The organism is Paraburkholderia sp. RL17-383-BIF-A, assembly GCF_046028015.1.
Classification (GTDB): domain Bacteria; phylum Pseudomonadota; class Gammaproteobacteria; order Burkholderiales; family Burkholderiaceae; genus Paraburkholderia.
In genome coordinates, this window is sequence record NZ_JARESR010000050.1 from 19533 (window position 1) to 40407 (window position 20875).

Here is a 20875-nt window from a genome sequence, read left to right on the forward strand (position 1 = left end):
CGTCAGAACGCGTGGCGCATGCCGACCGTCGCGATCATCTGACGGATGCTGGTGGATTGGGCGTAGGCAAAAATCTGCGCGTGTTGCGCGTCGCCAGCCGCCTGCTGCGCGATCACCGTGAGCGCGACGTCCGTGCGCTTCGACAGGAAGTAGTCGGCCTGCAGATTCACCTGATGCCATTTGGGCCTCGTGTTGATCACGTCGTATTTGCCGTCGGTGAAGGCATACGCGGCGCCGAGAATGAAGGCGGGCGTAACGTGGTAGTTCAGGTTCAGGTTGTAGTTCTGCAAATGCAGATGCGAGTTGTCGAGATAATCGTAGCGGACATCCGTGAAGAGCGCCGCGAATTGCGCCGCGCCTATCGTATAGAAACCACCCGTGCCGAAGATGCGCTGTTTGCTCGCGTACGCGGCGGGATGCAGTGCGCTCTTCAAGAAGATCAGCAGCGACGAGGCGTAGTCGTTCGAAATCGCGCCGTCCTGGTTGGTCGCGCTGTACGGATTGTTGTACTGCGCGTACACCACGCTCCACTTCAGCGGGCCGTGCTCGTAACCCGCGCCGAAGCTGTACGCATTGTTGTTGGCGAAACCGGTCGCGTTGCTGAAACCATATTCGGCGGTGGCCTTCAGGCCGTGATAGTCGGGTGTGACGTACTTGACCGCGTTCTGCACGCGGATGTCGTTATAGCCGTTGTCGTTGTCGCCGATATTCACGCCATTGCTCGCGATGATCACGGGGCCGACATAGTCGTGCACCGTGTCGTACTGACGGCCGAAGGTCAGCGTGCCGTACTTCTTGCTGGCGAGCCCGACGAACGCCTGGCGGCCGAACAGGCGGCCGTTTTGCGACGCGGTGCCGGTCATCACGTTAAAGCCGTTCTCCAGCTGGAATATCGCAGCCATACCGCCGCCCAGATCTTCGACGCCCTTCAAACCCCAGCGCGGATTCTGATTGGTGCCGGAGAGCGCCTGCCACGCGTTCTTGCCGCCCTGGTTCGTCGCGTAGCCGACGCCCGCCGAAATCAGGCCATACAGCGTCACGCTGCTTTGCGCATGCGCGGCGCTGGAGAGCGCGCCGGCGATCGCGAGAGGGGCGAACTTGAGTAGTTTCATCGTGGTCCAGTAGCGGGAAAAGAGGGCGCCTGGCGTGAGGCGCATTTGAACTGGGCTCGACTATACGAAGACGGTCGTTATAAAAATAATGTTGTTTTTTTATAGTTACATAAATTTAATTTATTCAACTTCGAGGGCCTTGACCACCGGCGAAACGGGTGGTCACCGGCGTGTTGCGCGTTTACCGCGTTGGCCAAATATTATTTTTTCGCCGAGTCCTGGATCGCTATACTTTCCAAATACGGCCATATGTTCCATATATGGAACATATGGCCGCTTACGTGCGCGGGGGCCGTACGTCAAAAGCCAGAGCGCCAAACCAGCCAGAGCGATAAAAACCACGATGACCAGGAACTTGACCATCAACTTGCGGATCGCGATCACCATCGCGTTTCTTGGCGTATTGCTGACCGCTACCGGCGTGCTCGGCATTCTCGGTATGAACGAAAGCAACGAGGCGCAGCGCGACGCTTACTCGGTTCATTTCGCCTCGGTCGTCGCGCTCGGCAAATCAGGTACGGCAATGTCGCGGGCGCGTTTCGGACTCGACTGGGCGATGAGCAACCCGCACTCGCCGCAACTGACCACGCAACTCGAGCGCGCCCGCATGCTGCTCGGCGAGTCGGACAAGTGGTGGAACACCTTTCGCGACCTGCCGAAAACGCCCGAACTGCAGCGCCTCACCGAGGATCTCGACGCGAAGCGTACCGCCGTGCGTCGCGACGGTATCGACAAACTGATCGAAGCGATCCGCACGGGCGACGCGAGCTGGATGGACGAAAGCCGCGCGAATCATCTGATCGGCCTGTATACGGCAATGAACGCGAGCCAGGGTGATCTGGAGAACTATCTGAACCAGCAGGCGAGCGACGCGAACGAGCGCTCCGCCACGCTCTTTCATACGCTCCTGTACGCGAGCATCGGCAGCATTCTGGTGGGGCTCACGGTAGCGTTCATCAGTTGGCGCACGTTGCGCCGCGCGATCATGGCGCCGCTGAACGACGCGCTGCGCCAGTTCGACGCGATCGCCGCCGGCGAACTGACGACCCAGGTACCGATTCGTTCGAATGACGAAATGGCGACGCTGTTGCGCGGCGTCGCGTCGATGCAGCACAAACTCGGCGCGACCGTCACCACCGTGCGGGCCGGTTCGCATTCGATCGCTTCGTCGACCCAGCAGATCGCCGCGGGCAATCTCGATCTGTCGCAACGCACCGAGGAACAGGCCGCGTCGCTCGAAGAAACCGCGGCGGCGATGGAGCAGCTCACGTCGACCGTGCAACTGAATGCCGGGAACGCGCAGCACGCGAGCGAACTGGCGTTGCGCGCTTCGGAGATGGCCGCGCGCGGGCGCGATTCGGTCGGCAGTATGGTCGAGACGATGCGCGTGATTCACGCGGGCTCGTCGAAGATGACGGGCATCATCACCGCGATCGAAAGCATTGCGTTTCAGACCAATATCCTCGCGTTGAACGCGGCCGTGGAAGCCGCCCGCGCAGGTGAAGAAGGGCGCGGTTTCGCGGTGGTGGCGGGCGAGGTGCGCAGTCTCGCCCAGCGTTCGGCGGCGGCCGCGAAGGAAATCGGTTCGCTGATCGCGGAGTCGACCTCGCGCGTCGAGAGCGGCGCGGGACTCGTCAACGAGGCGGGCGAGACGATGCAGGAAATCGAAGCCGCGGTCGGGCGCGTGGCGCGCCTTGTCGGCGAGATCGCGACGGCCTCGCAGGAGCAGAGCGAAGGGATCAAACAGGTGAGCCTCGCCGTCACGCAGATGGACGAGGTCACGCAGCATAACGCCGCGCTGGTCGAGGAAAGCGCGGCGACCGCCAACTCGCTCGCGGATCAGGCGCGGCAATTGAGCGAATTGACCGCGGCCTTCAAGGTCGCGAGCGATACGGCGCGGCACGAGGCCGTTTATTAAGCGGCCTTCGGGCGGTGGGGATCGGCCCGGCTGCATTTCGAGCAGCCTTCGAGCAGGGGCGTTCGGCGAGACCGCTTTCTAAACCGCGTTTGAGCTGCCGCGTTCACGCCGGCCACGCGCGCAACGTCATCCGTATTTCGCCGCGCCGAGCACCCTTACCGATGGTAATGGCATCGTTGCCGGGCTTCGGGCGATTCTGTATGGTGGGTCATCCACTTATCCGAAGAGAGCGCGCATGACATCCGCCGCCAACCAGCCACCGTCGCCGATCCGCACCGACGTTTTGATCGTGGGCGCGGGCCCCGTTGGGCTTTTTGCCGCTTTCGAGGCAGGCGTGATCGGCCTGTCGTGCCAGATCGTCGACGGGCTCGACAAGATCGGCGGCCAATGCATCGAGCTCTATCCGGACAAGCCGATCTACGATATTCCCGCCATTGTGTCCTGCACGGCGCGTGAACTGGTGGAGCGCCTACTTGCGCAATGCAAGCCGTTCGACCCGCCGATCCATCTCGGTCAGCGGGTTGAGTCGGTCGAGCAGGGCGGCGACGGGCGCTGGACAGTCCGTACCGATCGCGGCCTCGTGTTCGATGTCGCCGCGATCCTGCTGGCAGCCGGCAACGGCGCGTTCGTGCCGCAAAAGCTGGCGCTGGCCGAAGCGGTGCCACTGGAGTCGCGTTACGTGCATTACAGCGTGCCGCGTATTGCCGATTTCACCGGCAAGACTGTGGTGGTAGCAGGCGGCGGGGACTCCGCGCTCGACTGGGCGTTGGCGCTGCGCAAGGTCGCGCGGCGGGTGACGCTGGTGCATCGGCGCAGCGGTTTCAGTGCGGCGGATTCGAGTGTCGAGTCGATGCGGCGCGCGGTCGAAGCGGGCGAGATGGACTTCATGGTCGGCGCGATTGCGGGCCTCCAGGTAGAGGACGATGCATTGAAGTCGATCACCTTGCGGCATATCGAGGGCGAGACGCAACTCGCGGCCGAGCACATCGTCGCGTTATATGGACTGGTTGCCGATCTCGGACCGATCGCGCAATGGGGCATGTCGATTCACGCCGGCCGTGTCGATGTGGATACGTCCAACTATGAGAGCTCACGGCCCGGCATCTTCGCGGCTGGCGACATTGCCAATTATCCCAACAAGCAGAAGCTGATTCTGTCGGGTTTTCATGAGGCGTCGCTGGCATTGCGCAAAGCGTACGCGTACGCGTATCCGGAGAAGAAGCGCGTGCACGTCCATTCCAGTTACGACGCGAAGCTGGCGGAAAAGGTCAACGCTGCCGGTTAAATGTGCCGAGAAACTAGCGCATCGAGATCGAGCCGGCAGTGATCGGGAGAGGTCACTACCGGCTCTTTTCTACACGCCTTTCACTTCCCTGCGGATTCGCTGGCGCCGGCCGCCGCGCTGGCTTCCTTGTCCTTCTTTTTGGCCTCGTGGTGGCCGATTGCGCAACCCGCCGCCGCGCCCGCTACGCCGTGATCACCCGCAACGTGGCCGGCTACGCCGCCCACTACCGCGCCTTTGGTGCAGCCTTCCGCTTGCGCTGCGGTGTAAGTGAATGCCAATGTTGCCGCAAGGGCGAGGCTGGTAAATGCTCTTTTCAATTGCAACTCCTGTTCGTTTGATGATGGTGCGATCAGGCAGTAGCAATCGGGAGGCCTGGCCCGCCAGCTGGTGTTTTTCCACGTGGATTGCGGCGCGAAGCCCGCCGGCCAGTCCTTTGTTGGCACACCATAAACGGATGCGGCCAGCGGATGCCGGTGTATGCTTTTGCACGTAACCCTCATCCTTTGAAATCATGAAACAGCTCGATGTCCCTTCTACCGGTGAAAACGGCGAACCTGCCAAGGCTGCGGCGCCGGCTCGCATGAACCCGGCTGCCGATGTCGATTACTGGTCTCTGGTGCAGGCGATCGAAGACTATGCAATCTTCCTGCTCGATGCGACCGGGCGGATCGTCAGTTGTAATGGCGGGGCACTGAAACTGGCGGGTTACACAGACACGGATATTATCGGCGAGCACTTTTCGCGCTTCTACACCGAGGAAGCCGTGGCGCGCGGCTGGCCCGCCTACGAACTGCAACAGGCGTCGCTCACCGGCCGTTTCGAGGACGAAGGCTGGCGTGTCCGCAAGGACGGCTCGACCTTCTGGTCGAACGTCGTGATCACGGCGATCCGCAACGACGCCGGCATTCTTACCGGCTTCGCCAAGATCACGCGCGACCTGACCGCGCAACGCGAGTACACGGAAGCGCTTCGGCAAAGCGAAGAGCGTTTCCGTTTGCTGGTCGACTGTGTCAAGGACTACGCGATATTCATGCTCGATCCGCAAGGCTATGTGGTGAGCTGGAATGCCGGCGCCGCGCGCATCAAAGGCTATACGCGCGATGAAATCGTCGGTCAGCATTTCTCGGTGTTCTACGTGCCGGAGGAAGCGGCGGCGGGCAAGCCCGCGCGTGAACTGGCGCTTGCCCGGCAGCTCGGCCACGTCGAGGACGAAGGCTGGCGGGTGCGCAAGGACGGCACGACGTTCTGGGCCAACGTCAACATCACAGCGATACATGACGAATCGAACCGGCTGTGTGGTTTCGCCAAGGTCACGCGCGATCTGACCGAGCGGCGTCAGCGCGAAGAACTGGAGCGTTCGGGCGAACGCATGCGTCAGTTCCTCGCGACCCTCGCGCATGAATTGCGTAACCCGCTCGCGCCGGTGCGCAATGCGATCGGGGTGATGCAACTCGAAACCGGTGTCAGCCCCACGCTCGCGCGTTCGCGCGATCTGATCGACCGCCAGGTTACGCACCTCACTCGGCTTGTCGATGATCTGCTCGATGTCGGCCGCATCATGTCTAACAAGGTCGAGCTGCGCCTCGGCCGCATCGATCTGGCCGAGGTGGTGGCGCGCGGCGTCGAGGCAGCCCGGCCGTTTACGGACGCGCACGAGCAGCGCGTCGTGCTGCTTATGCCGGTCGAGCCGATCTTCGTTCGAGGCGATATGACGCGTCTCGTCCAGGTGCTGCAGAACCTCTTGCACAACGCGTCGAAATTTTCGCCGGTGGGCAGTGTGATTGAAATTTCGTCCCGCATCGATTTTCACATGGCCGTGCTCGAAGTGCGCGATAGCGGTTGCGGTATTCCTCTGCGCTCGCTCGACAAGATCTTCGAACTGTTCGCCCAGGAAAAAGATGCGCAGAGCTCGGGCGAAGGCGGGTTGGGCATCGGCCTCACGCTGTGCAAGTCACTCGTCGAGATGCACGGCGGCAGCATTGTCGCGAGCAGCGAGGGGCCGGGCAGCGGCAGTACGTTCACGCTGAGTCTGCCGCTGGCCGCCGCGCCGTCCGATGCAGCCAACGACGAGGCGAATGCGGCAAGCGGTCAGGTCGCGCCGTTGCGCATTCTGCTGGTCGACGACAATCGCGATTCCGCCGACAGTCTCGCGATGCTGCTCGAACTCAAAGGCCACGAAGTGCGCATTGCCTACGAGGGCGAGCAGGCGCTGCAGGTCGCGCCGCGCTTCGCGCCGCACCTCGCCGTGATCGACATCGCAATGCCGAAGATGGACGGCTACGCTACCATCGCGGTGCTGCGCAAGATGCCCGCGCTCGCCGATACGATGTACGCCGCGATGACCGGTTTCGGCCAGGCGTCGGATCGCGAGCGCACCCGCGGGGCCGGTTTCCACGCGCATCTCGTGAAGCCCGTGGAACTCGCGTTGTTCGATACGTTGCTCGCGGAGGTAGAGGCGCGGCGTAGCGGGCGCGCTACTGGCTAGCGCTCGAATCAGCCCGCGCTTCCTTCATTCCAGAGCGCGACAACAGTCTGCGCGTGCTTCCGCTTTCCTGAAGAAACCTTGGCGTGCTCCGCCTTTCGCCGGCTGAGGCACGCCGCTTGCTGTCCGCCTCGTATGGCCGGCGGTCCCTTTTGAGGATCTGCCGGCAATCGATCGAACAGCTTCAGGAGGCACGATGCTCGATACGCGTGAACGTGGGGCCGGCGTCACTACCCGGCCGCCGCACGGCTCCGGCCTGATCACCCCCGAGGCTCCGCAAAACGCGGGGCGTCGCGCGCGCACGGAAGCGAAACTTGCCGGATCGCTCGAAGATTATCTGCATGGCACGCGTTTCGATCCGAACGACTCCGTCGCCTTGGGCGGCGTGTTGAGCGCGCTGGTCGAACGCGGCTATGACCGTGCGCCGGTCGTGCCCTTGCCGGGCCACGGCGAGACGCTCGCGCGCTGGCGCGCGCTCGCCGCGGTGGCGGCGTGCGATCTCGGCCTCGTCAAACTGTTCGAAGGGCACACTGACGCGCTCGCTATTCTCGCGGAATTGCACGGCCCGGAGGCGCCGGCGGGAAGCCGCTGGGGTGTGTGGGCCGCCGAGCCGCCCGACGCGCGCGTCCAGGCCGTCAAAGTAGGATTCCGAAGCGATGGCGAAGGCCTTCATCTTACCGGTACGAAAGCGTGGTGCTCCGGCGCCGCTGTCGTCACGCATGCGCTCGTGACCGCGTGGCTGGATGGCGAACCGGTGCTTGCGGCCGTGGCGATGGATCAGCCGTCGATCACGATCGATACGTCGAAATGGCAAGCCGTCGGCATGCAGGCCACGGCGAGCGCCGACGTGACGTTCAACCAGGCTTGTGCAACGCTGGTGGGTGGCGCGCACGACTATGTGCGCCGGCCGGGCTTCTGGCACGGCGGCGCCGGTATCGCGGCGTGCTGGTACGGCGCCGCCGCGCAAATCGGCCGGATGCTGCGGGGAGCGTCCACGCAGCGGGCGGATTCGCATAGGCTTGCGCATCTCGGTGCGGTGGAGGTTGCCTTGGCGGGCGCCGCTGCGGTATTGCGCGAGACCGCGGCGCACATCGACACCAATCCGCTGGCCGATTTGCAGCGCGGAGCGATGCGTGCCCGCCTCGTGGTGGAAGAAGCCGCGAGCGCCGTGATGAATCACGCAACGCGTACGCTCGGGGCTGGCCCGTTGTGCCGCAATGCGCGCTTCGCGCGTGCGCTGGCGGACCTGCCGGTGTTTCTGCGGCAGAGCCACGCGGAGCGCGATCTTGCCGCGCTTGGTGAACTGAGCGCCGCCGCGGGAGCGGACGAGGCAGGCAAGGGCGGTGATGATCGCGATGCTGGAGGTGCCCCGTGGATGCTCTGACACCCGTCACGGAGGGCCGCTGACATGAGCTCGCCCGCCACCTACTTCGATGAACTCTATCAACAGAGCGACGATCCGTGGAAGCTGCGCGAAGGCTGGTACGAACGCCGCAAGCGCTCGCTCACGCTCGCGCTGCTGCCGCGTCCGCGCTACCGGAACGCGTTCGAACCCGGCTGTGCGAACGGCGAACTGACGGTTGAACTGGCGAGGCGCTGCGACATGCTGCTCGCCGCGGACCTGCACGCGCGCGCCGTGCAGTTGACGCGCGAGCGCGTCGCCGGCGCGCCGCAGGTTCGTGTCGAACAGCGCACGGTGCCGGGCGAGTGGCCAACCGAGGCCGGCCCGTTCGATCTGATCGTGATTAGCGAATTCGCTTACTACCTCGACGCCGCGGAACTCGAAACGCTGGCTTCGCGAGTCTCCGCGTCGCTCACGACGGACGGCACGCTGCTCGCCTGTCACTGGCGCCGGCCCTTCGCCGAAGCGCTCGAGTCCGCGGACGCCGCGCATGCGTTGTTCGATGCACGCTGCGGCCTGTCGCGTCTCGCGCATCACGATGAAGCCGATCTGCTGATCGACGTCTGGTCGCGCGACGCCCGTTCGGTCGCGCAGCGCGAGGGGCTCCTATGATCGGCGTGATTGTTCCGGCGCATAACGAAGAGGCGTTGCTGGCGCCTTGCCTTGCGGCCTTGATCGAAGCGTCGCGCCACGAGGATCTGGCGGGGGAAACGGTTCGCATCGTGGTGGTGCTCGACGACTGCGACGACTTTACCGGCGCGATTGCGCGTGCTTACGGTGTCGAGACGCTCACACTGAAAGCGCGCAATGTCGGCATTGCGCGTGCGAGCGGAGCGGACTTCCTGCTTGCGGATGGCGCGCGCTGGCTCGCGTTTACCGACGCCGACAGCCGAGTGTCGTCGGGTTGGCTCGTCGCCCAGCTTTCGCTCGACGCGGACGCGGTGTGCGGCTCGATTGCCGTCGACGACTGGACCCCGCATCCGCACAGCGTACGCGAATATTTCCGCAAGACTTACGTGGATGCGGACGGTCATCGACATATTCACGGTGCGAACCTCGGCGTATCGGCCGACGCGTACCGGCGCGCGGGTGGCTTTCCGCCGCTCACGTGCAGCGAGGATGTCGCGCTGGTGGACCGGCTGATCGCGATAGGTGCGCGTATCGCGTGGAGCGCGGCGCCGCGCGTGATTACGAGTGCGCGTGCGGCAGCTCGCGCGCGAGGTGGTTTCGGCGATACGTTGGCGGGGTGGGCGGTTGGTTGAAGCGGTCGGGTAAAGCGGTGCTCTCAAGCAGTCGTCTAAAGCGGCCGCATAAGGCGTACGGAGCCGCCCAATGCTTCCGGCACGCGCAATCAACACTCGACTAAGCCGGCAGTACGCCGCGAGGAGGGCGGCATGATGGACGCAATCTTCCTGCTGTTCGGTCAGGGCAGGACACTCGATCCGCTACAGATGGGGGCTCGTTCGATCGTCGTATTTCTGGTCGCGCTTGTGCTGATCCGGATCTCAGGGCGGCGCTCGTTCGGACAACGCTCGCCGTTCGATTCCGTGGTGGTGATACTACTCGGTGCAACGCTGAGCCGGGCGATCGTCGGGGCATCGCCGTTTGTCGCAACGGTGGCGGCGTCGTTCGTGATCGTCGTGTGTCATCGTTTGCTGGCGTGGGCGTGTATTCGCTCGTCCTTGCTGGAGCGGCTGGTGGGCGGTGTCGAACGGGAAGTGTTCAGCAACGGCGAGTTCAACTCACGCGAAATGAACGCCGCGCTCATCACGCCGACCGATGTTCAGGAGAGCGTGCGCCAGAAAACCGGCTCACGTTCAATGAACGATGTGGCCGCGGCGATTCTCGAACGCAACGGTGAGGTGAGCGTGATCCGAAAGAAGGCCTGAAGCGTGCCCGTGCCGTGCGCGTAACCGATAAATCCGCCCAGCCGTTCAGTCGTTGAGCCGATCGACAACTAATCAGCCGCGACCGCCTCGCGAGATCTCCTCGCCCGCGCGATGTGGCATGCGCAGCGTGACCGGAATCGACGCGAACGAGCACAGGCCGACCACCAGAAATGCCGGCCAGAAATCCGACCACGTGATACCGGGATGGCCGTGCAGCACGCGCGAGATTTGCAGCACGATACCGCCGATCGTCACGCCCAGCCCGAGCGACATCTGCTGCACCACGCTGCCGAGACTCGTGGCGCGTCCCACGTCACGGCTGGCGATTTCCGCATAAGTCAGCGAGTTCAGACTCGTGAACTGCAACGCGGGGAAAAATCCGCCGAGCAGCACCACGATCCAGATGATCCACGTCGGCGTGCCGGGGAAGAACAGTCCGCAGGCCGCGATCGAGATTCCCGACAACGCGGCATTGACCACCAGCACCGAACGAAAACCGAAGCGATGCAGCACGCTCGAGGCGACCGTGCGCATGAACATGCCGCCGAATGCGGACGCGCAGGTGATCAGGCCGGATTCGAACGCGCTCATGCCGTGGCCTTCCTGCAGCATGAGCGGCAATAGAAACGGCAACGCGCCGAGGCCGATACGAAACAGCGAACCGCCGAGCACGCTCGCCTGGAACGTCGGCACTTTGAAAAAGCGCAAGTCCAGCAGCGGAAGCGGCACGCGCTGCGCGTAGGCGACATAAGCCGCGAGCAACATGGCGCCGCATGCGCACATGCCGAGCGCGTCGCGATTCGAAATCAGTTCGCCGCCGACCAGCGACAGCCCAAGCAGAAGCAACACCGCGCCGGCAGCCGAAAGAAAAAAACCGATCCAGTCGAGCGGACCCGGGTCCGGCTCGCGCGTGTTGGCGATGTGCCGGTTGGTCAGATAGATACCGAGAATGCCGATCGGCACGTTGATGAAGAAAATCAGCCGCCAGTGCAGATACGTGGTGATGAAGCCGCCGAGCAGCGGTCCGGCGGCGGGGCCGAGCATCGCGGGGACGCTCAGATAGTTCATCGCGCGGATGAAGTCGGACTTGTGCACCACGCGGAAAATGATGATCCGCCCGACCGGCACCATCATCGCGCCGCCCACACCCTGCACGAAGCGCGCGAGCGTGAAGGTGGCGAGTGAGTTCGAAGCGGCGCACAGCAGCGAGCCCGTCACGAAAATGCCAATTGCCGTGCGAAAGATCGTGCGCGCGCCGAACCGGTCGGCGAGCCATCCGCACACGGGAATGAACACGCCGAGTCCCAGCACATAGCTCGTCACCGCGATTTTCAGCGTGACCGGATCGCGCGCGAAGTCGCGCGCCATGGCCGGCAGCGCGGTGACGATCACATTCGCGTCGACGCTTTCCATGAACATCGCGCACGCGACGATAAGGGGCGCAATCAGGGCTTTCTGGACGACGGTCATGAAGGCGGGCTGCGTCGGGCGTTCACGGTCAAAGCGGCATTATTGCACCTGTACGGTGCGCATGGTTAAAAGACAACGCTCCGATGTCACCCTTTTTAAGATTGTCTCTATGGCGGCCGGCCTTCTGCGGCAAAGGTCCGACACTTTATTGATATTTGTTGCAGTGCGACAGAAGCTCGGTATAATCGGGTTATTGCCTAGGTATAAACCCTATACAGGAGTCTGTCATGAACACCGCTTCCAACGCCGCCGCCCGCGCTACTGTCTCCACGAGCAACACGTTTTTCGGCAAGCTGCGCGCACTGGCGCTGCATGCACTGAATCTCCATCTGCAAAATTGCGCGGTGATCGCTGAAGCGCATCGTCGTCCGGAGTAATCAAAAGCGGCGCGCTCTTCGCGCGCTGACTCGCAGAGCAGGGCGCAGCGTTGCGCCGCTGCTGTTTGCACGGCACGCTTTCGCGTGCCGTTGCGTGAGGTAGCCGCGAGGCCCGTTCGACAATGTCGAGCGTTGCTTCGCGCGCACGGGTCGCTGCGCGTCATCAACGCGCAGATCAAAAGTGTCATCGGCACCAGTGTGACCCGCTACCTGCGCGCCGTCCCCATCCTGTCCGGCCGTCACCACGCGCCGTCGATTCTTCATTCGCAGCGCGCAAATAGCGTTTAAACTTCAGCCCCTGCCGAAAGGCGGTGCGTGTCGTTGCCATCCGATCGGCAATATCGACCGTTTATTCACGCGTTTCGCTCTGTCATGCCGCGTGCCGCATTCGATGCAGCGGGCCCAGGTTAAACCCCGCGTCAGGGCTCACACTGTCAACCTTTTCACCCCTGTGCCGTTATCCATTTGTAATCGCCAATAAGAGGCGACGCCGCGGCGGACGAATTGTCGTCGTGACAGCTCCAAGCAAGGCCCCGCATTGACCATGTTCCATCGATATAACAATAAATTCGACCGGCTAGGCGCGATGTTCGACCGTGCATCGAAAACGCTTTCTGACCGCGGGCTTCTCTCGCCCTTGCTCGCGCTAGTGCTTGGCGCGCTGCTGCTGGTCGTCTTGCAACATCTCTCGCAAGCGGTGGACTATCGCTCGGTGATGCGTCAGTTGCGTGAACTGACGGCCGGCGAATGGGCCGCCGCGCTCGGCGCCACCGCGCTCAGTTACGTGGCGCTGGTCGGCCGCGATGCCGTCGGTTTGCGCTATCTGGGCGCAGTCGTGCCGCGTGCGGCGCTGTGGATCGGTGCGACCGCGGGCTCCGCACTCGGTAACGCCACCGGTTTCGGTGCGCTGACAGGCGGCGCCGTGCGCGCGCGCGTCTACAGCGTGGCGAACGTCACGCCCGCGCAGATCGGGCGCATGACGGTGTTCACGAGCGTCTCGCTCGCGCTCGCGCTGGTGCTGATGACGGCGCTCGGCATGCTCGGCGTGGCCGGCACGCTCGCGCCGATGCTGCATCTCGAACCGGTCGCGCTGCGTTGGAGCGGTGCGGCGCTGCTCGTCGTGCTCGGACTGGCGGCCACCGCTTGCCGCAGCGAAACGCGCCCGGTCCGCACGCGCTGGCAGTGGCTCTCGTTCGACATTCCCGCGCGCCGCGATCTGCTCGCGCAAGTGGCGCTCGCCGTCCTCGACGTGGTGGCCGCCGGCCTCGCTTTGTGGGCGCTGCTGCCGCATGCGGACGTGAGCTTCGTAACCTTCATCACGGTCTACGCCGCGGCCATGCTGCTCGGCATGATTGGCCATACGCCGGGGGGCGTCGGCGTGTTCGAGGCGGCGATGGTGTTCACGCTGAACGGTAGCGTGCAAACGCATCATATGGTTGCCGCGTTACTCGCGTATCGTGCGATTTACTTCGGTGTCCCGTTGATCGTCGCGGCCGCGCTGCTCGCCGGTTTCGAGGGACGGGCGCTGAAAAGCCGACTGCCGTTTCAACACGCGGCCGCCGCCTCGAAGCTCGCGCCGCTGTTCCTGAGTCTCGTCACGTTCGTGGTGGGTGGCATGCTGGTGATTTCCAGCGCGACGCCCGCGTTCTGGCACCGCATCCGCATTCTGCGCGACGTGCTGCCGCTGTGGGTGCTCGAAAGTTCGCAGATGCTCTGCAGCGTGCTCGGGGTGCTGCTGCTGTTCGTCGCGCGTGGTTTGCTGCGGCGGCTGGACGCCGCGTGGTGGATGACGCTCATGCTGGCAGTGCTGAGTCTCGCGTTGTCGTTGACCAAAGGTCTTGCGTTCGTGGAAGCCGGCGTTCTCGGCATGCTGATCGTGCTGCTGCTGTCCACGCGCCAGCGTTTCAACCGTCATTCCTCGCTGTTCGCCGAGCGCTTTACCGCGGGCTGGCTGGTTTCGGTTGCGATGGTGCTGATGCTCGCCACGTGGGTCATGCTGTTTGCTTTTCGCGACGTGCCGTACACGCGCGACCTGTGGTGGCAATTCGCCTTCGACGAACGCGCGCCGCGTGCGCTGCGCGCGACGTTGGCCGCCAGCCTCTTTGCGGCGGTGTTCTCGTTCTGGCAGTTGCTGCGTCCCGCACCGGGCCGCTTCGTCAAGCCGGCGCCGGAAGATCTGCACGACGCGGCGCGAATCGTTCGCGCGCAGGAGCGTAGCGACGCCGGCCTCGCGCTGATGGGCGACAAGAGCTTCCTGTTCTCCGAGTCGCGGCAGGCTTTTCTGATGTACGCGAAATATGGCCGCACATGGGCCGCTTTGCACGATCCGGTGGGGCCGCGCGAAGAGTGGGCCGCTCTGATCAGCAAGTTCGTCGCGCTCGCGCATGCCCACGGCGGGCGCGCGGCGTTTTATCAGGTGCGCGCCAACGCGTTGCCGCTTTATCTCGACGCCGGTCTCACGCTGATGAAACTCGGTGAAGAAGCGCATGTCGTGCTCGACGACTTCGATCTGAAGGGCTCGCATCGCGCGCATCTTCGCTATGCGCTCAAGCGCGGCGAGCGTGATGGCTTCACCGTCGAAGTGATCGATCAGGCGCACGTGCCGGCGTCGCTCGAAACGCTGCGCGAGATTTCCGATGGCTGGCTCGACAGCCGCGACGCGCGCGAAAAGAGCTTCTCGGTCGCCGCATTCACGGACGAGTACCTCGCGGCGCAATCGGTGATGCTGGTGCGTCAGAACGGCGAGCCGGCCGCATTCGTCACCTTCATGACGACCGATATGAACACCGAAGCGACGGTCGGCGTGATGCGTCATGTAGCAAGCGCGTCGCCGTATGCAATGGAATATCTGTTCACGCAACTTGCGCTGCATCTGAAGCAGGCGGGCTTCCGCTCGCTCAGCCTCGGCATCGCGCCGCTGTCCGGCATGCAGCCCACGCCGCTCGCTTCGCGCTGGCACCGGTTCGCCGGCATCGTGTGGCGTTTCGGCGGCCGTTTCTATAATTTCCGCGGACTGCGCGCTTTCAAGAGCAAATTTCAGCCGCATTGGGAGCCGCGCTATCTCGCGGCGTCGGGTTCGGTGGGCGTGTTCTTCACGCTCGCGGACCTGTCATTGCTGGCGGGAGGCCGGCGTTCATGACATTGCATTCGTTCTTCCGGGCCGCCGTGGTGGCGGGCCTCGTGATTGGCGGCGCGCTTGCGCACGCCGCGACCACCACCGTGCCAGGCGGCCGTTATGGCGACGTGAAGGTCACGCAGCCGGAAGGTCCGTTGCGCGGCTTCGTGGTGCTGTACTCGCAAGCCAGCGGCTGGAGCGCGGCGGATCAGCAGAGCGCCGACGCGCTTGCGAAGGCCGGCGCGTTGACCGTCGGCGTCGACACCGCCCGCTATGCGGCCAATCTCGGTGCGAAGAAAGAAGCCTGCCATCAGCTGGTGGGTGATGCCGAAGCGTTGAGCCACCAGCTCGAACGGCAGTCGCAATCGAGCCACTATTTCGCGCCGATCGTCGTGGGTACCGGGCAGGGCGCGACGCTCGCCATGCACGTGCTCGAACAGGCACCCTCGAATACGATTGCCGGCGCGGTCGCGGTGGACGCCGAGCGCACGCTCGATCCGCGCTTCCAGCCGTGTCCGCCGGATCCGACGGTGATCCGCGACAAGGTGCCGGGTTTCGTCGAAAAAGTGGCTACGGGTAGCGCCGATCGCACGCGGCTCGTTGCGTTGGTCACGCCACATCTGCAAGCGGTGTCGACAAGCGATGACGATGTGTCCGATCTGCCGCTGATCGAATTGCCGGCCGCGCATCCGAACGGCCTGATGGCGATCGTGATATCCGGCGACGGCGGTTGGCGCGATCTCGACAAGACCATCGCCCAGGCTTTGCAGAAAGACGGCGTCTCCGTGATCGGCTGGGACAGCTTGCGCTATTTCTGGAGCGAGAAGCCGCCTGCGCAAACCAGCCGCGACCTCGCACGGGTGATGCAAACCTATGGCGCACGCTGGAACGCACAGCACGTCGCGCTCGTCGGCTATTCGTTTGGTGCGGACGTGATGCCGTTCGCCTATAACCGTCTGCCGCCCGCGTTGCGTGAGAAGGTATCGCTGATCGCGTTGCTCGGCTTCGCGCCGGACGCCGATTTTCAGATCCGCGTGGGCGGCTGGCTCGGCATGCCGGCAAGCGACAAGGCACTGAAAGTCCAGCCGGAATTGACCCGTGTGCCGCCCGCGATCGTGCAGTGCTTCTACGGCGAGAACGAAAAAGACACCTTGTGTCCGTCGCTGACGAAAACCGGCGTGGAAGTGATTCGCACCTCGGGCGATCACCACTTCGGTGGCGATTACAACTCGCTGGAACAGCGCATTCTCAGCGCCTTCAGGAAGCAGAGCAGCGCGCGCAACTGATTTGGCCGCGGCGCCCCGGCGTGCTGACGGCGGCACGCCGACGAATGCTCATTCGTCTGTTGAGAGCGCTATCGCACATAGGCCGGCCTCACCGGCATCTATGATCCTTACAAAGACCTGACCGTCAGGCTCATCAAGCGATAGCGCGCGACGAGCCTGCGTGGCCGGTTGCTGTCCGCGTCTTTGTCTTGTGAATTCTCCTACGATAATGCAGCACGCCGCCGGGTAGCTCAGTTGCCCGGTAGCGGGCTGCTGGCATGGCTGGCCGCCGCTCCGGCACGCTCGCGCGACCGGTTGGGCAACGCCGGTACTGTGCCCCATGCGTCGAGGCCGTGAATGCTGGATTCATTCTTCTTCGATACTGCCGCGCGTGAGCCGGATCGTCCCGCGCTATGGGTCGACCAGCGCTCGTATTCCTACGGCGAGGTTGCCTCGCGAGCCTGTGGGATCGCGGCCGCCTTGGGCCCGGTATTGCCAGCCGGCCGAGCGCGACGCTGCCTGTTGTTCGCCCATCGCAGCATAGATGCCTATGCGGGTTTGCTAGGAATCCTCAGGGCTGGTTGCGCTTACGTGCCGCTCAATCCCAACGTGCCGGTTGCACGTATTGCCGCGGTAATCGAGCAATCGGGCGCGTCCCTCATGCTGGTCGACCGGCGATGCGCCGCATTACTCGACGAAGTGGTGTCGCTGCTGGACGAGTCGCCGAAAATTCTCCTGCTCGACGACGTAAGCGAAGAAGTCAGAACAGTCTCCCAGGAATTCAGGGAGACATCCCCTCTCTGCGAGGCATCTGCCCGCTTCGCGCAGACGCGGCTATCTGACGGGCCAAACGAGGCCGAAGCGGCCACTCCTCGCGCGTTGCACGACCAGGCCTACGTTCTGTTCACGTCAGGCTCGACCGGCGCACCCAAGGGCGTACCGATTTCGCACGAGAATGCTTGCGCCTATGTGACGGGGCAACTGGAATTGTTCGAAAAGCTTCCCGAAGCGCGCTACGTGCAGTTATGCGAGCTTTCCTTCGATCCCTCGGTGCACGACATGTTCGTGTGCTGGGCGAACGGCGCATGCCTGTTTGTACCGAAGACGGTCGAGCCGATCTACAACGCGGCCTTCATCAAGGAACACGCAATCACGCATTGGAGCAGCGTACCTTCTGTCGCGGCTTTCATGCAGCAGTTCCGCAAACTGCAGCCGGACGAATTCCCCAGCCTGCGCGTGACGCTGTTCGGCGGTGAACCGCTGCAGCGTCAGCTGGTGCAAGCCTGGCGGCGCGCCGCGCCGAACAGCCGGGTTTTCAACATGTACGGGCCGACTGAAACGACGGTTGCGTGCACCACCTTCGAAGTCACTGCGGCATTTCTTGCCGATCCGCGCCACACGGTGATGCCGCTTGGCCGTGCGTTGCCGGGGATGGAGTTGTTGATCGTGGACGCCGCGCTCGAACCGGTCGCGCCGGGCGTCAGCGGTGAATTGCTGATTGGTGGTCCGCAGGTCGCGTCCGGGTATCTGTCGGCGGATGACCCCGGCAATCGCCGATTCATTTCGAACCTGTATGCGGGCCGCAGCGCGTCGCGCTGGTATCGGAGCGCTGACGCCGCGCGCGAGGTACCCGGTCAGGGAATCGTGTTTCAAGGCCGGCTGGATACGCAGATCAAGATTCGCGGCAACCGTATCGAGCTCGAAGAAGTCGAGCATGTCGTTCGATCATGCAGTCAGGCGGCGCTGTGCGCGGTCATCGCGTGGCCGGTCGACGAAGCGGGGCGCGCGGGTGCCCTGGTGGCGTTCGTGACGTGTGCGCAACGCGGTGCCGCGCAGATTCTGCAGGCATGCCGTGAGCGCTTGCCGGCGTATGCCGTACCACAACGGGTCGTGATGCTGGACACGTTGCCGCTGAATGTAAATGGCAAGGTCGACAAGAGGGCTCTCGCCGAGCACTGTGTGACCGGCGATGTGCTCACCTGAGCGCAGTGCGGCAACGTCTTCTTGTGCGCGCTCGATGGATGAGTGCCGCGGTGAAAAATTGAAGTATCGGGGAAATCAGAATGAAGACTCATGTGCGCCGCATTCTTCGCCAGACCGCCTGTCTCGCCGTATCGGTCGATACGCTCGGCGATCAGGATGGTCTCTACGCCGCCGGCTTGTCGTCGCTCGGCGCAGTCCGCGTGATGATGGCCATCGAGGACGAATTCGCCGTGGAGATTCCAGGCGCGCTGATCACGCACGAGATGTTTGAAAGCATCGATTCCCTCGCAAGCGTGATCGCGCTCATCGTGCCGGAGGAGTCGATTGCAACGCGAACCTGAAGTGGCGCTGCGTCGGCCGATCACGCCCGCTCAGCTCACCATGACACCCGTTACGTTCGGCGGCTGTTTCGGATGGCTGCACCGTCCGGCCGGCACGCAACCCGAGACGGGCGTCGTGCTGTGCAACCCGTTTGGCTATGAAGCACTGTGCACTTATCGAGGCTGGCGTGACCTCGCCGACAGGCTCGCCGCGCGCGGTATCGCGGTGCTGCGCTTCGACTATCCCGGCACGGGCGATTCGAGCGGCAACGAAGACGGCCCGCAACGCATGCGTGCGTGGCTCGACAGCATCGAAGCGGCAGCGCTGTGGCTGCGCGCCGAAACCGCGGTGACGCGCCTGAGTCTGTGCGGGCTGCGTTTTGGCGCGACGCTGGCGGCGCTGGCCGCCGAACAGATGGGCGGCGTCGACGATCTGGTGCTGCTCATGCCCGTCAGTTCGGGCAAGGGCTACATGCGTGAGCTGGAGCTTCAGCATCAGAGTTGGCTCAGTTCGCAGCAGGCGCTCGGACTCAGCCTCGGTGACGAGGCCGCCAACACGGTCGGCGCACACGGCTTCCGTTTGTATCCGGATACGCTCGAAGCGCTCGCCAAGGTGGATCTCGAACGGACTACGCAATCGCCCGCGCGGCGCGTGTTGCTGCAGGATCTGAATGAGAACGCGCGCCTGAAGCGCGTGGCCGCGCATTATCAGACGCTCGGTGCGTCAACCGATCTGCAATTTTTCGGCGAATACGGCAAGTTTCTGGTCAATCCCAGTTACAGCGAAACTCCGGATCAGGCGTTCGCGAGCGTGCTCGAATGGTTCGGTGCCGCCGCGCTCACGGGACCCGAGCCGCCCGTCGCGATGCTTGCGGGCGCAACGACCGCGCAGATCGATTTCGCGCATGGGCGTGAAACGCCGGTGGTGTTCGAGGGTGGCGGCTATGCGGGCGTGTTCTGTCAGCCGCGGCGAGCGTGTGAAGGTGCGCCGGCCGTATTGTTCGTCAATACCGGCGGCGTGCACCGTATCGGCGACGGCCGCTTCACGGTGCTGATGACGCGCTATCTGGCGGCCAAGGGCATCGCCTCGTTGCGCATGGACTTGAGCGGCCTCGGCGATAGTCAGCGTCGTGACGCCGCTCTGTCGCTCGATAAGGTTTACGCGCAATATGCGCTCGCGGATGCCAAAGCGGGTGTCGATTGGCTCGTGGCGGCGGGGTATCCGGAAACCGTGATGTTCGGCGTGTGCACAGGTGCCTACGTCAGCCTGCATACGGCGCAGGCGCACCCTGCAGTGGTGGGTTGCGCGGCCGTCAATCTGCCGTTTTTCACGTGGGACGGCGCGCAAACGCGGCCCGGCGCTCGCCATATGGCGGCGAGCGTCGTATACCGGCGCGCCATGCGCGATCCGCGTAAATGGCTACGTTTGTTGACCGGCCAGGCAAATGGCCGGACGATCGCGATCGAACTCGCTCGGCGTTTGGGCGCGCGCCTTTCCTCTCGCGTCGGTAAAGGGCTCGAGTGGGTGCTTGGCCAACGCACGCCGGGCGGCGTAGTGCGCAGACTCGTTCTCGACCTGGAGCGCAAGGGTGTGCAGACGTCATTGATCTATGGTTCGCTCGATGAAGGACTGGACGCACTCGAAATTCATTTCGGACCCCGTGGTAATCGCCTCGATAGGCTGAATAACATCGATGTGAAACTGATCGACAAGGTCGACCATGCGCTCTTTTCACAGTCCGCTCGCCACGTGGTGATGGCGCAGTTCGACCGGTTTCTGCGCGAGCGTATCTTGAATGCGCGGCGTCCAGCCGCCGTGCCGGATCACGGGTTGCGCGTCGCGCAGGCTCTCCGGCGTTGAGATCGACGGGTCCGGTTTGGGATAGCTGTGACGCTGTTCACTATCGCGCGTAAGCGCCGCGTCGGGCAGGGTTGTGCGCAATGCAGAGCGCTCAAAGCTGCGCGCATCGCAATCAACAGGGATTGACAAAGCGCCTCAAGTCAACGAAGATCGAACGCATGAACTGCCTCGACATCCGTATTGCGCTGATTATTAGCATCATTCATCGAATGGTGGGTTAGCGCGCGTCTGATAGCAGTGACACATAACCCGCCACACGAGGCGGGTTTTTTTATGTCCGCTGCAGCCTGCCTCCTGGTGAACTCTCTGCTGATTTGTTCTTGCTGCACAGGAGCGTGCCTTGTCGTTACACGAACTCAAACGGGCGGCCGAAGCCGCTGATAGCGTCGCGCTTCG

Annotated in this window: 16 protein-coding genes; 13 read left to right on the forward strand and 3 right to left on the reverse strand. The window is 63.7% G+C overall.

Features of this window, described 5'->3' with window-relative positions; translation table 11 throughout:
- Positions 1–2: 2 nt before the first annotated feature.
- Positions 3–1112 carry a porin gene (locus P0D71_RS33960; RefSeq protein ID WP_408483696.1) on the reverse strand — a complete coding sequence of 370 codons (1110 nt, stop codon included), beginning with the start codon at positions 1110–1112 and terminating at the stop codon, positions 3–5.
- A gap of 343 nt (positions 1113–1455) precedes the next feature.
- On the opposite strand from P0D71_RS33960, the gene P0D71_RS33965 reads away from it, so the two are divergent.
- Both P0D71_RS33965 and P0D71_RS33970 read left to right on the forward strand, forming a co-directional pair.
- Positions 1456–3030, forward strand: coding sequence for a methyl-accepting chemotaxis protein (locus P0D71_RS33965; RefSeq protein WP_408483697.1), 1575 nt, complete (start codon positions 1456–1458; stop codon positions 3028–3030).
- A 235-nt stretch (positions 3031–3265) separates the two neighbouring features.
- The gene (locus P0D71_RS33970) at positions 3266–4315 is read left to right on the forward strand and encodes an NAD(P)/FAD-dependent oxidoreductase (RefSeq protein ID WP_408483698.1); all 1050 of its coding nucleotides are present in this window, start codon (positions 3266–3268) and stop codon (positions 4313–4315) included.
- 80 nt (positions 4316–4395) lie between these two features.
- Here the strand turns inward: P0D71_RS33970 and P0D71_RS33975 are convergent, their stop codons facing one another.
- Complete coding sequence (locus tag P0D71_RS33975) at positions 4396–4632, reverse strand: hypothetical protein (protein ID WP_408187167.1); 237 nt, start codon at positions 4630–4632, stop codon at positions 4396–4398.
- Positions 4633–4826: 194 nt separating this feature from the next.
- On the opposite strand from P0D71_RS33975, the gene P0D71_RS33980 reads away from it, so the two are divergent.
- The 5 genes from P0D71_RS33980 (at position 4827) to P0D71_RS34000 (ending at position 10088) form a co-directional block, all read left to right on the forward strand.
- The gene (locus P0D71_RS33980) at positions 4827–6800 is read left to right on the forward strand and encodes a PAS domain-containing hybrid sensor histidine kinase/response regulator (RefSeq protein WP_408187168.1); all 1974 of its coding nucleotides are present in this window, start codon (positions 4827–4829) and stop codon (positions 6798–6800) included.
- Between the two features lie 193 nt (positions 6801–6993).
- A complete protein-coding gene (locus P0D71_RS33985) occupies positions 6994–8181 on the forward strand; it encodes an acyl-CoA dehydrogenase family protein (protein ID WP_408483699.1) in 1188 nt (395 codons plus the stop codon).
- A 24-nt stretch (positions 8182–8205) separates the two neighbouring features.
- Entirely contained in the window at positions 8206–8811 is a 606-nt protein-coding gene (locus tag P0D71_RS33990) for an SAM-dependent methyltransferase (protein ID WP_091793802.1), read from the forward strand.
- Complete coding sequence (locus P0D71_RS33995) at positions 8808–9461, forward strand: glycosyltransferase family 2 protein (RefSeq protein ID WP_408483700.1); 654 nt, start codon at positions 8808–8810, stop codon at positions 9459–9461. The genes P0D71_RS33990 and P0D71_RS33995 overlap by 4 nt, the downstream gene beginning before the upstream one ends.
- A 132-nt stretch (positions 9462–9593) precedes the next feature.
- Complete coding sequence (locus P0D71_RS34000; protein WP_408353321.1) at positions 9594–10088, forward strand: DUF421 domain-containing protein; 495 nt, start codon at positions 9594–9596, stop codon at positions 10086–10088.
- A gap of 72 nt (positions 10089–10160) precedes the next feature.
- Here P0D71_RS34000 and P0D71_RS34005 read toward each other — a convergent pair whose 3' ends face one another.
- Positions 10161–11558 (reverse strand): MFS transporter, encoded by a 1398-nt coding sequence (locus P0D71_RS34005; RefSeq protein WP_408483701.1) that lies wholly within the window; start codon positions 11556–11558, stop codon positions 10161–10163.
- A 227-nt stretch (positions 11559–11785) separates the two neighbouring features.
- On the opposite strand from P0D71_RS34005, the gene P0D71_RS34010 reads away from it, so the two are divergent.
- From P0D71_RS34010 to P0D71_RS34035, 6 genes are all read left to right on the forward strand, one after another.
- Complete coding sequence (locus P0D71_RS34010; RefSeq protein WP_408187173.1) at positions 11786–11935, forward strand: hypothetical protein; 150 nt, start codon at positions 11786–11788, stop codon at positions 11933–11935.
- Between the two features lie 586 nt (positions 11936–12521).
- Positions 12522–15074 carry a bifunctional lysylphosphatidylglycerol flippase/synthetase MprF gene (gene mprF, locus P0D71_RS34015; RefSeq protein ID WP_408483707.1) on the forward strand — a complete coding sequence of 851 codons (2553 nt, stop codon included), beginning with the start codon at positions 12522–12524 and terminating at the stop codon, positions 15072–15074.
- Positions 15071–16336 carry a virulence factor family protein gene (locus tag P0D71_RS34020; protein WP_408483702.1) on the forward strand — a complete coding sequence of 422 codons (1266 nt, stop codon included), beginning with the start codon at positions 15071–15073 and terminating at the stop codon, positions 16334–16336. The genes mprF and P0D71_RS34020 overlap by 4 nt, the downstream gene beginning before the upstream one ends.
- A 336-nt stretch (positions 16337–16672) precedes the next feature.
- The gene (locus P0D71_RS34025) at positions 16673–18298 is read left to right on the forward strand and encodes an amino acid adenylation domain-containing protein (RefSeq protein ID WP_408483703.1); all 1626 of its coding nucleotides are present in this window, start codon (positions 16673–16675) and stop codon (positions 18296–18298) included.
- 80 nt (positions 18299–18378) lie between these two features.
- On the forward strand, positions 18379–18639 hold the full coding sequence (locus P0D71_RS34030) for an acyl carrier protein (RefSeq protein ID WP_091793813.1): 261 nt from the start codon (positions 18379–18381) through the stop codon (positions 18637–18639).
- Positions 18623–20479 (forward strand): serine aminopeptidase domain-containing protein, encoded by a 1857-nt coding sequence (locus P0D71_RS34035; RefSeq protein ID WP_408483704.1) that lies wholly within the window; start codon positions 18623–18625, stop codon positions 20477–20479. Before P0D71_RS34030 ends, P0D71_RS34035 begins: the two co-directional genes overlap by 17 nt.
- Positions 20480–20875 lie beyond the last annotated feature (396 nt).